At 70.2% G+C, this 12,388-nt stretch carries 9 protein-coding genes, 1 tRNA gene and 2 pseudogenes; 6 read left to right on the forward strand and 6 right to left on the reverse strand.

Going from position 1 to position 12,388, the window contains the following annotated elements:
• Both ACWDEN_RS37710 and ACWDEN_RS37715 read left to right on the forward strand, forming a co-directional pair.
• Window positions 1-76: pseudogene (locus tag ACWDEN_RS37710) on the forward strand (transglycosylase SLT domain-containing protein); the annotation flags it as partial.
• A gap of 165 nt (window positions 77-241) precedes the next feature.
• Complete coding sequence (locus ACWDEN_RS37715) at window positions 242-622, forward strand: MarR family winged helix-turn-helix transcriptional regulator (protein ID WP_450862425.1); 381 nt, start codon at window positions 242-244, stop codon at window positions 620-622.
• Window positions 623-665: 43 nt separating this feature from the next.
• Here the strand turns inward: ACWDEN_RS37715 and ACWDEN_RS37720 are convergent, their stop codons facing one another.
• On the reverse strand, window positions 666-4,286 hold the full coding sequence (locus ACWDEN_RS37720; RefSeq protein WP_450862427.1) for a hydantoinase B/oxoprolinase family protein: 3,621 nt from the start codon (window positions 4,284-4,286) through the stop codon (window positions 666-668).
• A gap of 126 nt (window positions 4,287-4,412) precedes the next feature.
• Here ACWDEN_RS37720 and ACWDEN_RS37725 point away from each other — a divergent pair, with 126 nt between their 5' ends.
• The gene (locus tag ACWDEN_RS37725; RefSeq protein ID WP_450862429.1) at window positions 4,413-5,507 is read left to right on the forward strand and encodes a PP2C family protein-serine/threonine phosphatase; all 1,095 of its coding nucleotides are present in this window, start codon (window positions 4,413-4,415) and stop codon (window positions 5,505-5,507) included.
• Between the two features lie 75 nt (window positions 5,508-5,582).
• On the opposite strand, the gene ACWDEN_RS37730 is transcribed toward ACWDEN_RS37725, so the two are convergent.
• The 5 genes and pseudogenes from ACWDEN_RS37730 to ACWDEN_RS37750 all read right to left on the reverse strand — a co-directional run.
• Window positions 5,583-6,080 carry a GNAT family N-acetyltransferase gene (locus ACWDEN_RS37730; protein ID WP_351617410.1) on the reverse strand — a complete coding sequence of 166 codons (498 nt, stop codon included), beginning with the start codon at window positions 6,078-6,080 and terminating at the stop codon, window positions 5,583-5,585.
• Window positions 6,081-6,811: 731 nt separating this feature from the next.
• A complete protein-coding gene (locus ACWDEN_RS37735; protein ID WP_351617407.1) occupies window positions 6,812-8,236 on the reverse strand; it encodes an alpha/beta hydrolase family protein in 1,425 nt (474 codons plus the stop codon).
• 38 nt (window positions 8,237-8,274) lie between these two features.
• Window positions 8,275-8,841, reverse strand: coding sequence for a helix-turn-helix domain-containing protein (locus tag ACWDEN_RS37740; protein ID WP_351617404.1), 567 nt, complete (start codon window positions 8,839-8,841; stop codon window positions 8,275-8,277).
• Window positions 8,842-9,043: 202 nt separating this feature from the next.
• Window positions 9,044-9,604 (reverse strand): CGNR zinc finger domain-containing protein, encoded by a 561-nt coding sequence (locus ACWDEN_RS37745; RefSeq protein ID WP_450862500.1) that lies wholly within the window; start codon window positions 9,602-9,604, stop codon window positions 9,044-9,046.
• Between the two features lie 292 nt (window positions 9,605-9,896).
• Window positions 9,897-10,169, reverse strand: a pseudogene (locus ACWDEN_RS37750) (alpha/beta fold hydrolase); the annotation flags it as partial.
• 488 nt (window positions 10,170-10,657) lie between these two features.
• Between ACWDEN_RS37750 and ACWDEN_RS37755 the strand changes: the two are divergent.
• The 3 genes from ACWDEN_RS37755 (at window position 10,658) to ACWDEN_RS37765 (ending at window position 12,109) form a co-directional block, all read left to right on the forward strand.
• Entirely contained in the window at window positions 10,658-11,332 is a 675-nt protein-coding gene (locus ACWDEN_RS37755) for a LysM peptidoglycan-binding domain-containing protein (protein ID WP_450862432.1), read from the forward strand.
• Window positions 11,333-11,508: 176 nt separating this feature from the next.
• Window positions 11,509-11,581, forward strand: a tRNA-Arg gene (locus ACWDEN_RS37760).
• Between the two features lie 102 nt (window positions 11,582-11,683).
• Window positions 11,684-12,109 carry a hypothetical protein gene (locus ACWDEN_RS37765; RefSeq protein WP_450862434.1) on the forward strand — a complete coding sequence of 142 codons (426 nt, stop codon included), beginning with the start codon at window positions 11,684-11,686 and terminating at the stop codon, window positions 12,107-12,109.
• Window positions 12,110-12,388 lie beyond the last annotated feature (279 nt).

The following is a 12,388-nucleotide window of genomic DNA, read 5'->3' on the forward strand; positions in this document are numbered from 1 at the left end:
CGCCAACATCACCGCCGCGGCCAACTACGCCGCCCACCGCTACGGCTCCATCGACAACGTCAACTCCGCCTACTGAGTCACGCCCCGCACCTCCACTGATCCACGGGGCCGCGGGGATGGGGCGTGGAGGGTCAAGCCGCCACTGCTCCTCGTCCCACTCCAGGAGCGCGATGTGCTCAAGCGCCCGCGGTGACTTCGGACGCCGACGCCGCTGCCGGTGTCGGGGCCCGCGAGGTTGCCCATGGCGCAGGTCGAGCTCCTGCAGGTGCTCAGCGCCTACTCGCCGGCACGGGTCAGCGACATGGGCGCCCGGCTGTGCCTGGCGCAGAGTACGGTCAGCGGGCTGATCGGCCGGATGATCGCCGCCGGGTTGGTCACGCGTGACGTGGACCCGGCCGACCACCGTGTCTCCGTCGTCGCCCTCACCCATGCGGGACGGGAGAGGCTCGCCGTCTGGACCGCGGCCCATGAACGCCGCATCGACGCGGCCCTCGCCGCGCTCGACGACCATGCCCGGGTGGCTGTCGAGGAGGCACTGCCCGCCCTGCTCCAGTTGGCCGAGCGCCTGGGCGAACCGGCCCCCGGGGGATTGACGGAAACCGGTACGCACAGCGGTCTGTGACTCGGGCGAGGATCTTGGGGGACCCATTTCGTCGTGCGCCTCGTCACCGAGCGGGCGGGATGCCTTCGGCGGGTCCATATCCGCCCCCGCCGGGGGTGCGGATCACCAGGAGGTCGCCCTTCGTGACGTCCGCCGTGTCGCAGCCGCGCAGCCGATCGGTGCTGCCGTCGGCGCGTTCGATCAGGTTCTCGCCGAGGGCGCCGGGTTCGCCGCCGGCCATGCCGTAGGGCGGGATGCGGCGGTGACCGGAGACTACTGCGACCGTCATCGGCTCGGCGAACCGGATCCGGCGCTCCACTCCGCACCCGCCGTGCCAGCGGCCGTCGCCGCCGCTGCCCTCACGGATGCGGAACTCCTCCACACGCACCGGATAGCGCCACTCCAGGATCTCGGGGTCGGTCAGGCGGGAGTTGGTCATGTGGGTCTGCACGGCATCCGCGCCGTCGAAGCCCTCGCCCGCGCCCGCGCCGGAGGCCACGGTCTCGTAGTACTGGAAGCGGTCGTTGCCGAAGGAGACGTTGTTCATCGTGCCGGAGCCCTCGGCCTGGGCGCCCAGGACGGCGTACAGGGCGCCGGTGACGGCCTGGGAGGTCTCGACGTTCCCGGCGACCGTGGCGGCCGGATAGGCGGGGGAGAGCATGGAGCCGGCGGGGATGCGCACGTCGAGGGGCTTCAGACAGCCGCTGTTGAGCGGGATGTCGTCGGCGACGAGGGTGCGGAAGACGTACAGCACGGCTGCCATGACGACGGAGGTGGGGGCGTTCAGATTGCCGGGCTGCTGGGGTGAGGTGCCGGTGAAGTCCAGTACGGCGCTGCGCCGTTCGCGGTCGATGTGCAGGGCGACCTGGATGACGGCGCCGTTGTCGGTCTCGTAGCGGTGCTCGCCGTCGTCGAGGGTGGCGATGATGCGGCGTACGCATTCCTCGGCGTTGTCCTGGACGTGACGCATGTAGGCGTGGACGACATCGAGGCCGAACTGCTCGATGACGCGGCGCAGTTCGTGGATTCCCTTCTCGTTGGCGGCGATCTGGGCGCGCAGGTCGGCGAGGTTGGTGTCCGGGTCACGTGAGGGGTAGCGGGCGCTGGTGAGCAGCTGCCGGGTCTCGTCCTCGCGGAAGTGTCCGTCACGCACCAGCAGCCAGTTGTCGAAGAGCACACCCTCCTCGTCGATGACGGTGCTGAACGCGGGCATGGATCCGGGGCTGATGCCGCCGATCTCGGCGTGGTGGCCGCGCGAGGCGACCAGGAAGAGGAGCCGCTCGCCCGCCTCGTCGAAGACCGGGGTGACGACGGTGATGTCGGGCAGGTGGGTGCCGCCGTGGTACGGGTCGTTGATGGCGTAGACGTCGCCGGGCCGGATCGAGCCCCGGTTGCGGCGCAGGACCTCCTTGATGGACTCGCCCATGGAGCCCAGGTGTACGGGGATGTGGGGCGCGTTGGCGATGAGGCTGCCGTCGGGCGCGAAGAGCGCGCAGGAGAAGTCGAGGCGTTCCTTGATGTTGACCGAGTGGGCGGTGCTCTCCAGGCGTACACCCATCTGCTCGGCGATGGACATGAACAGGTTGTTGAAGACCTCCAGCATCACCGGGTCGACGGTGGTGCCGACCGCCGTACGGGACGGGCGGGGGCGGGATCGGGTGAGGACGAGGTCGCCGTGCTCATCGGCCGCGGCCCGCCAGCCGGGGTCGACGACCGTGGTCGCATCCGCCTCGGCGATGATCGCCGGGCCCTCGACGCTGTCACCGAGGCGCAAGTCCTGCCGTCGGTACAGCCGGGTCGGCTGCCAGCGGTCCTCGGTGAACATCCGTACGGTGTCGGCCGGTCGCAGTGCGCTGGTCTGCGGCGGCAGGACGGTCGTCGCGGCGGTGCTCGGGCCGGAGGAGCCGGTGGCCTCGAGCTCGATGGCCTCGACGACCAGCGGCTTGCTCATGGTGAAGCCGTAGCGGTCGCGGTGGTCGTGTTCGAAGTGGGCCCGCATGGCGTCGGCCGGGCCCAGCGGCACGGGCAGCGAGAAGTCGGTGCCCTCGTAGCGCAGCAGGGCGCGGGCGGCCGTGCGGACGGTGGCGTCCGGCACGCCGTCCTCGCGCAGCTGCGCGCGTGCCCGTTCCTCCAGCTCGGCGCGGACGGACTCGACGCGGGCTGCCGTCTCCTGCCGGTCGAGGGCGGCCTCGACGGAGCGTTCGCGCAGCGCGACCGCGTCCGCCACCCCGATGCCGTACGCGGACAGCACCCCGGCGAGCGGCGGGATCAGGACGGTGTCGATGCCGAGCCGGTCGGCGACCGCGCAGGCGTGCTGGCCGCCCGCGCCACCGAAGGCGACCAGCGCGTAGCGGGTGATGTCGCGGCCGCGCTGTACGGAGATCTTCTTCACCGCGTTCGCGATGTTGAGCACGGCGATGTCGAGGAATCCCGCCGCGACCTCCTCCGGGCTGCGACGCCTGCCGGTCGCGGCGGCGGTCTGCTCGGCCAGCTCGGTGAACCGGGCACGGACCGCGCCCTCGTCCAGCGGCTGGTCGCCGTCCTTACCGAACACCCGGGGGAAGAAGGCGGCGTGGATGCGGCCGACCATGACGTTGGCATCGGTGACGGTCAGCGGACCGCCGCGCCGGTAGCAGACCGGTCCGGGATCGGCGCCGGCCGAGTCCGGGCCGACGCGGTAGCGCATCCCGTCGAAGTGCAGGATCGAGCCACCGCCCGCGGCGACGGTGTGGATGTCGGTCATCGGTGCCCGCATCCGCACTCCGGCCACCTGCGTGCCCAGGACCCGTTCGATCTCGCCCGCGTAGTGGGACACGTCGGTCGAGGTGCCGCCCATGTCGAAGCCGATCGCCCTGTCATGGTCCGCGCCGGCGGCGGCGCGCGCCATGCCCACGACCCCACCCGCCGGGCCGGACAGCACGGCGTCCTTGCCCCGGAAGTGGCCCGCCTCGCGCAGGCCGCCCCCGGACTGCATGAACATCAGCCGCACACCGTGCAGCTCAGCGGCCACCTGGTCCACATAGCGGCGCAGGATGGGGGAGAGGTAGGCGTCGACCACGGTCGTGTCGCCGCGCGGTACCAGCTTGATCAGCGGGCTGACCTCGTGCGAGCAGCTGACCTGCCGAAAGCCGACGGCGCGGGCGGCCTCGGCGACGGCGGCCTCGTGCGCGGAATGGCGGTAGCCGTGCAGGAAGACGACCGCGGCGCTGCGGAACCCGTCCGCGTATGCCGCGGCCAGCGCCTCGCGCGCGGCGTCGAGGTCCAGCGGACGCACGACTTCGCCGTGCGCGCCCACCCGTTCCTCCACCTCGATCACCCGGTCGTACAGGGCCTCCGGGAGCAGGATGCGCCGGTCGAAGATGCGGGGGCGGTTCTGGTAGGCGATGCGCAGGGCGTCCCTGAAGCCCCGGGTGACCACCAGGACGGTCGGCTCGCCGGTGTGTGTCAGCAGCGCGTTGGTGGCGACGGTGGTGCCCATCTTCACCACCTCGATCCGGTCGCCCGGGATCGGCTCGTCCTCCTCCAGGCCCAGCATCTGACGGATCCCGGCGACCGCCGCATCCTGGTACGCCTCCGGCTGCTCCGACAGCAGCTTGCGGCTGAGCACCTCGGAATCCGGCGTCACGGCCACGACATCGGTGAATGTGCCGCCACGGTCGATCCAGAACTGCCAGCGACCAGCCATGCACCCATTGTGCGCCCTCGACCGATTCAGGGTTTTGCTCCGACCGGGTGAAAGCTGTACTCGCGCCCTGAGTCACTGGGTCCGGCATATGCCGTTATGCTGTCTTTCGTGCCGTGGACTGGGTGGATGTGCTCTCGTCGTCTGCTCCGTAGGCGGTGGAGTCTCGTCGGGCTCTCACCAGTGATCTTGACTGTGGTTATCGCGAGCCTGGCGTTTTCCACTCCACGAAAGATCGCTTTCAGCCGCCTCCTGACTGCAGTACCTGCCCTCGCGGCGTCTGTCTGGCCCGTGCTGCCCACCGTTCTGCTGGGAGCGGTCTGCGTCGCGATCATGGTCGGGCTCAGCCTTGTCTACCCCGACCTGGGCACCTGGTTCACCGTGGGTGCCATTGCCGCGGTCACCGTGGCCGCCGCGTACGCGTGCCGTGTCCGCATCCAGCGGGAACAGGCGTTCTTCCAGCTCCGCCTCGTCGCCGACGCGGCACAGAAAGTGCTCTTGCGTCCGCTGCCCGGCCGGGTCGGTTGCATCGAGATCGAGTCGATGTACGTCGCAGCCGCCGCGCAGGCCCGCATCGGCGGAGATTTCTACGAAGCCGTCGCCACGCCGTACGGCGTCCGGCTGATCATCGGCGATGTGCGGGGCAAGGGCCTGCCCGCGGTGGGAGCGGCTGCGGCGGTGGTCAGCTGCTTCCGGGAGGCCGCGTACGACGAGCCCACCCTGGAGGGCATCGTCCGCCGCCTCGATGTCAGTAGCACCCGGCACAGCTGTACGTTTCCCACCGGGGACCTGCTGGAGCAGTTCACCACCGTGGTGCTCGCCGAGTTCCCGCACCAGGGCGACCGCATCAGGCTCGTGAACTGCGGGCATCCTCCGCCACTGCTCCTGCATCAAGGCAAGCTCCAGGTCCTCGACCCCACCACCGCCTCGCCGATGCTCAACCTCGCGGCACTCATCGGCGCCGACTACACCACCGACACGATCGTGTGTGCCCCCGGCGACCAGTTGCTCTTCTACACCGACGGCGTCATCGAGAGCCGTAACGCAGAGGGTGAGTTCTTTGACCTGCAGGACTGGATGAGTCGCCAGACCTCCGCCGGGCCCAGGGCCCTGCTCGACACGCTCCACCGGGATCTCCTCCGGCACAGCGGCGGTGGACTCAACGACGACGTTGCAGCCCTCGCCGTGCGCGTGCGTGACAGCTCAACGGGCAAGCCCGCCTGAGCCGCCCCTGTGTTCCGAGAGCCGCGCAACGCCCAACGCGGGACACCGACCAAGCGATCAATCTGATCTGCGCCGTCACCCCGAGACGGGCATGACCACCGTCTTCACGAAGTCGACGGCGCCTGCTCGCTCGTAGAAGCGCAGGGCGTCATCGTTGCCCGCGATGACGGAGATCTTCATGACCTGGACACCCGATTCGGCAAGACGCTCCCGAGCGGCCCTGACAAGGGCCTGCCCGACTCCGGCACCCCGGGCCTGGTCATCGACCACGAGGGTTTCCAGCACGCCGGCTCGATCCCCCCACTGCCATGACCCGGGAGCGTCGAGGACGCGTACGACGGCATAGCCGAGCAACCGACGGCCGCCCCGAGCGACCAGTACCGCGGTGAGCGGCTCCTGCAGCCAGTCAAGATACTGTCCCCGTCGCAGTCGCCATGAGTCCTCGGGCGAGCGAAGCGCGCCGAGTGCCGTCAGGTGTGGCGCCTGCTGCGCGTGGTGGACCAGGAGCTGACCCCAGAGGCGCTCCAGGCAGTCGACCTCGGACGCGGGCAGGACGTCGATCACGGGATTCATGCCGGGAAGCGTAGCCAGCGTGGGTTCCCGGCATGAATCGATTACCTGGCCACCCAGGATGCCAGGTCGGCACCCGAGCGGGCCACGTCGAAGACCATGAAGTGTGCTGCCCCCGGTGCGCCGCTGGGTACGGGCGCGGGTTCCGCCCACTCGGCCGTGCGCCGCTGACCGACGTGGGTCCGAGACTGAGGTCACGCTCACCTACGACTGGTCGGCGGTGCCGCGTTTCATCCGCGAGCGCGGCATCCGGTTCCCGCCGTTCGGCCCCGAGCATCTCATCGACTGGCTGCGCCACCTGGCCGAGCTCGCCGCACCGGCGTGCGGGCCTGGACGCCCGGCGGTCGCAGAGCGACATCCGGGCGACAGCAGGAGACGGAGCTCGGTACACCGTGGCCTTCAACGCCACGCCGGCAGGGTCGTCGCTGCTGCCTGGAACGACACGATGATCACGCGACAGCACACCGCTGCTGGTTCACATGGCCGTGGGCTACGGCGAGCGGACGTGGGAGATCTCGGCGGGAGCGGCTGTCCCGCGGGAACCGCGCTGCGTTCCGCCGCCCACCGACGGGCAGAGCAGGGATGGACGGTCCGCGGTTGCGGACGAGCCTGATCGCGGGCGTGCTCGTCGCGCTGTGCCGGCGCCCATCGTCACGGCACGTGCCGGAGCTGTGCGAGCGTCACCGGCACGTGTCGGCGTCGTGCGGCGTCTTCGCCCTGCCGCCGCCCCGTCCTCACGCGGCAACGCCCCACCACACCGCCCACGGCACGAACCCGACCGCGGCCAGCCCCACCGGGGCCAGTCGGAGCCAGAGCGCCCAGCTCGGGGTCGGCCGTCGGCGCCGGAGTGCGGCTGCCGAGACACAGGCGGACACCGCCACGGCGACGGCGAGCCCCTGCACGACCAGCCACATCGCCGGACGGCCCCACACCACGGGAGCCGCCGCACCGTTCCCCGCCACGAAGACGGCGAGCGGGCAGGCCACCGCCGTCACGACCGCCAGCAGACCGAGCCCGGCCAACCATCGCACCGGGCGCAGGACGGGGCCCCGACGCAGGAGGGCGCTCACCGGATAGGCGGCGAAGCCGAGGAGCAGCAACGCCGGGGTGAGCCAGGCGTACCAGGCGTGGCCCGGTACGGGGGTGGTGGCGAGCGCCTGTCGGGGTGCGGGGGCGGCGCTTGAGGCCGGCGGGTGGCCGGCGGCGACGTCCCGCACCCATGAGGTCATGGTCCGCGCATAGCCCGGGGCCAGCTCGCCCAGCTTCTTGCCGTGGAAGAGGGGGCCGCCGATCCGGTCGAACCCGTCCGACGTGCGGTGCCCGTTGTGCGCACCACCGGCGACGAAGCCGATGACGGCGTGCCGGTTGCCTGCCCGGGCCAGGGCCCGGCGGAAGATCCGTGCGCTCTCCCGGGGCGGCACCTGCGTGTCGTGATCGCCCCACAGCGCCAGCACCGGCGTCCGGTGGAGCCGCTCGAGCACCGGCACGGGGTCGTGGCCTGCCGCGGGGAACAGTCCGGTGTCGCCCAAGAACTGGGCGGTGGGACCGGCCACGGTGCGACGGAACGGTCCGCCCACCCCCTGGTGGCGCAGATGTGTGGTCAGGTCCCAGGCCTGGGTACGCAGCGGGTCGTAGCCGGATCCGCCGATGGTGACGACGAACGCGACGTCGGCCGAGCGCGACGCGGCCAGCGGCGCCACCCAGCCCCCCTCGCTGAACCCCCACAGCCCGACCTGACGTGGGTTCACCCCGCTCCTGGACTGCAACAACCGCACTCCGGCGAGTGCGTCGTCGGCCAGCAGACCGAAGTCTCGATGGAGCAGGGAATAGCCTGCGGTCCGCTTGTCGTAGACGAGCGTGGTGATCCCGGCCCGGGCGAACGCCTCGGCCTCCTGCCGGTACTCCTCCCGGGGCCCGGAGCCCGAGCCGCCGACGAGTACGATGCCAGGTCGCGGGCCGGGTGCCCCGTCCTTGCTGAGGACGGTGCCGTGCAGGAGGAGCCCGCCGCCGCCCCGGAAGGTGACCTCCTGGCGGACCAGCCCGTCCTCGCCGGCGTACGCCACCGGCGCCGCCGGCAGAAGGAGGGCGCCGGCCAGCGCGCCGGACAGGACGGCCAGTACGGCCCGTATCAGTGATGTGGACGTAGCCGAGAACGGCACGGCGTGCGTCCCCTTTCGTTGTCGGTCGGGCCGCGCGGTCAGTCGGTCTCGGGAACGGCGAGCAGCCGGACGAGCACGGTCCGTGCCTCGGGCACGTCCCCTTCTTCCTCCGGGGCCGAGTACCGGTACAGGAGCGCGATGTACTCCTCGAAGAACGCGCGGAGTTGGTCGGGGTCGACCCGGAGCGTGGCGCGCGAGAAGAGCGCCGCGTCGGCCCAGGGCCCCAGCGTGTCGCGTGCCTCCTCGAACCGCCGGGCGGAGTCGACCAGTTCGGCGAGGTTCAGCCGGTGCATCTCGGTCAGTGCCTCGCGCATCTGCGGCGTCTGCCGGCTGTACGGCGGGAACCGCCGGTCACCCGGTACTGCCCGCCACCACCGCTCCCGCCCCTTCGCCAGCTCCGGGACCTCCTCGACGAAGCCGTGCTTGGCCAGCTGCCGCAGGTGGTAGCTGACCAGCCCCGTGCTCTCGCCCAACTCCCGTGCGAGCGCTGCGGAATTGGCCGGTCCCCGGCGCAGGCATTGCTCGATCTTCTGGCGCATCGGGTGCGCGAAGGCACGCAGCGCCTCGACATCGGTGATCTCTTGGGCAGGCGGTTGGCCGGGCATGCCGGAAGACTACGAGTTGCAAAGAGCCTTTGCAAGGAGTCTTTGCAACCCTTGATGCCGAGGCGGATCATGCCCAGCGTGACGTTGTCGGCCTCCGGCTGCCCGGGCGAGCCCTGCGCCGTCCCGTGGTGCCACGATCACCTGCGCCCCCGCCACCTCGGCTTACAGCGCGCCGCTGCCATGGCCGGCGATGAGGGTCGGGTCAGCGGGCCGCCGCGGGCGCGTTCTTCTTGCGGGCGCGGTACGCGGCTGCCTTGATCTTGTTGCCGCAGGAATCCATGCCGCACCACTGCCGGCGCATGCCCCGCGAGCGGTCGATGTAGGTGCGGGTGCACTCCGGATTGCCGCACTCCTTGAGCAAGGGCAAGTCCGGCCCGTTCAGGAGCTCGATGGCGAGGCGCGCCACCATGGAGAGGGCTTCTTCCGGCGTTGCCTGTGTCCAGCGCCCCGCCGGAGTGAGCTGCGGCACCGCGGGCGGCTTGCGTGCCGCGTTGTTCACCACGGTCAGGGCCGCCCGGTCGTACTGCTCCCCGAGCCGACGTGCGGTGACCAACCGGTAGATGGCTTCCCGTACCGTCGTCGCCTGCTCGACGTCGGCCTCCTGGCTGGGGGAGACCGCGTCGACGATGCCGGACTCCACGTACCACGCGTTCAGCCTCTCCGGCGTCGCGAACATCTCGAAGCGCACCGAACGGCGCGCTCGGAGCGTCGCGGCGAAGTCGAGCGCCGGGTTTCCGCACACGAAGACATGGTCCAGGTTCACATCACCATTCTGACTGGTTACTGCCATGCCGGGCAAGATCCGTCATCGGCCGGCGGTGGCTGATCGATCAGGCTGACTCACAGCCCCAGGCCGGTGGCGGGGCAGCAGAAGTACATCCATGATCCCTCAGGGGCGCGGGCGTACCGCGTCGGGTCGCTCGGCGTGCCGCCGCGGCGAACTCCGTGGTGTGCCGGCGTTCCATGGTCGAACTCCTTCCGGTCCGGGATGGAACGAGCCCGTGGCCTTCTTGCTCACCTGTCTAGACGGTGACCCAAGGCTGGGGGGCAGCGCGTCAGAAGTGGTCCATGTCGATGACGGCTCGGGCGAAGGCGGTGGGTGCCTCCCGGGGCAGGTTGTGGCCGATTCCCGTCAGGGTTCGGTGCTCGTACGCGCCGGTGAACCTGTCCCGGTACGAGGCGCCCTTGCCCGGAGCGGTGAAGGGATCCCGCTCGGGGCCGAGGGCGATGGAGGGCGCCCGGATGACCGGCCGCGTGGCGAGCCGCTCCTCGAGTCCGTCGTAGCGGCGCTCGCCGTCGGCGAGGCTCAGCCGTCGGCGGTAGTTGTGGCTCCAGGCCTTCCCGATCTTCAGGGCGTCCATCAGGGCGAGGGTATCGAGGGCGCGGACGGGGTGTGTGCGCCCTGCAGGCCGCCCAGTCACACGGCGGCCGCGTCACCAGCTCGGCGGCCGTCACCCAGCGCCGCAGCACGCCGCGCGGGGATTCACGGCAGAGTGTCCCATTTGGTCCGATTAGGAAATAAAGAATCGATACATTGCCATTTAAGCCTCCGGAATGATCCAGACGGGGCAGGTGACTTAATTCACTTACGACGCACCTTAGTGCTCGAAACCGCCGACAACTCCCCATTTTCCCAACACTCGCGGCGCGAGAAGCTGACCGGGCAACGAAGCAAGCTAGTAAAAGAGGGAATTGTCGATTTATTCCCGACGGCTTAAGAATGTGCGCGCCGCAGCGCACCGAAACGAAAGCGGTGCAGTTTGCCGTGGGGGACCGGCAACTGCGGGTCATGCAAATTCTGGAAGAGGACCGATCCATGCCCCGTCACGCCCGCAAGAGCCCCTCCCGGGCCCCCCGACTCGTCGTTCGCGGCGCCGTCACCGTCGGCGCCCTCGCCCTGGTCTCCACTGCCGCAGTGGGCACGGCCCAGGCCGCCTCCGCCGCGACCACCTACACCGTCCGGGCCGGCGACCACCTGTCCTCCATAGCCCGCACCCAGCATGTGCCCGGCGGCTGGCCCGCCATCGCGTCCGCCAACCACATCGCCAGCCCCTACACCGTCCGGCCGGGACAGGTCCTGACCCTGCCCGCCGGATCAGCCCCCGCCGTGAAGCCGGCAGTCACTACGAAGGCCGCGAACACCACGACCGCCGTCAGCGGCCAGACCTACACCAACAACCTGGACGGCTGGATCAAGCACTCCCTGGCGATCATGGCCCAGAACGGCATCCCCGGCTCCTACAACGGGATCTACCGCAATGTGATGAGGGAATCCTCCGGCAACCCCAATGCCATCAATCTCTGGGACTCCAACGCCGCCGCGGGACACCCCTCCATCGGCCTGCTCCAGGTGATCCAGTCCACCTTCACCGCCTACCACGTGCCGGGTACGTCGTCGAGCATCTACGACCCCGTCGCCAACATCACCGCCGCTTGCAACTACGCCTACCACCGCTACGGTTCCATCGACAACGTCAACGGACCTTACTGACAAGGAATTCCTCCAGGTCACTCCGTAATGCGCGGTCGCGACTGCGGAGCATACGGAGTGGGCGGCCGGGTTCTGTTCCCGGCGGCCCACTCCTGGTTTGCTGTGGGTCGGCGGACTGATCACGTGCGCTACAGTTGATCACGTTGCGGTCGCCGGAATTTCCGGCAGCCGGACACGCGTTGGTGGTCCAAGGAAAGACGCCCCGCTTCCTGTGGGGAGATGCAGGTGCAAGGCCTGCCCGGCGCTCCAGCGAGCCCCATCCCGTCGGTCGTCGGGGTGGGGCTCATGTGTCTGCCCGGCAGGGCGGGTTCGCCGACGGCCGGTAGCTTCGGGGCGCGTCACACGGATGGGGTGTTCGGGCTGGACACGCAGGGGGGTCACGGTCACCGGCACCGACTGCGGTTCGGCGCCTGGCCGGCCTGCCGTATCGGCTCGGGCGGCTCGATCGCGCTCAACGCGCCCGGTCGCAGTCAGTGCGCCACGTTCTGTGGCCGGCTTCACGTGGTGCCGGATTCAGAAGGGGACGGCGGCGCACTGGTGGTCTCCGGAGTGATGCTGGAGACCGTGAACGGGATCATGATTGCGCCGCTCTTCGGCTTCGTGGCGCCGGTAACGCTCGGCATCTTCCTCCTCGGGGCGCTGACCGTGTTCTTCGCGCGCGGCCGCGGCCGGGCGTACGAGCTCGACGCCCACCGGCTCCACCGTGACCTGCACGAGCTCCTGGCGCCGTTGCGCCCGGAGCCGCTGGAAGGCTCTCGGCGGCTGGACCCTTCCTGACAGGCGGGTGGGGTGCACTCGGCGGCTGCACTGCCGGAGCCGACATCGCACCGTTGAGCGCACCGCGACCGAGATCCGCACCGCGCTAACGGAAGTCACCGCCTGAGAACGGCCGCGGGGGCTGACGGATTCGATGCTGTGCCGGCGGGAGCATGATCCGCTGGTGTGGCCCGACGACGAATACGCCGTCATGGTGTTCCGGTTTACGGTGGCTGCGGTCGGGATCACACCGCCGACGGCGGTCACGGCCCGCGCGACAATAGCGCTCCCTGATCGACA

This window comes from Streptomyces sp. NPDC001153 (assembly GCF_053598315.1).

What these genes read in the sequence shown, in the direction of transcription:
- ACWDEN_RS37715 (WP_450862425.1), top strand. Translation starts at nt 242, where the DNA reads ATGGCGCAGGTCGAGCTCCTGCAGGTGCTCAGCGCCTACTCGCCGGCA.
- ACWDEN_RS37720 (WP_450862427.1), bottom strand. Translation starts at nt 4,286, where the DNA reads ATGGCTGGTCGCTGGCAGTTCTGGATCGACCGTGGCGGCACATTCACC.
- ACWDEN_RS37725 (WP_450862429.1), top strand. Translation starts at nt 4,413, where the DNA reads ATGTGCTCTCGTCGTCTGCTCCGTAGGCGGTGGAGTCTCGTCGGGCTC.
- ACWDEN_RS37730 (WP_351617410.1), bottom strand. Translation starts at nt 6,080, where the DNA reads ATGAATCCCGTGATCGACGTCCTGCCCGCGTCCGAGGTCGACTGCCTG.
- ACWDEN_RS37740 (WP_351617404.1), bottom strand. Translation starts at nt 8,841, where the DNA reads ATGCCCGGCCAACCGCCTGCCCAAGAGATCACCGATGTCGAGGCGCTG.
- ACWDEN_RS37755 (WP_450862432.1), top strand. Translation starts at nt 10,658, where the DNA reads ATGCCCCGTCACGCCCGCAAGAGCCCCTCCCGGGCCCCCCGACTCGTC.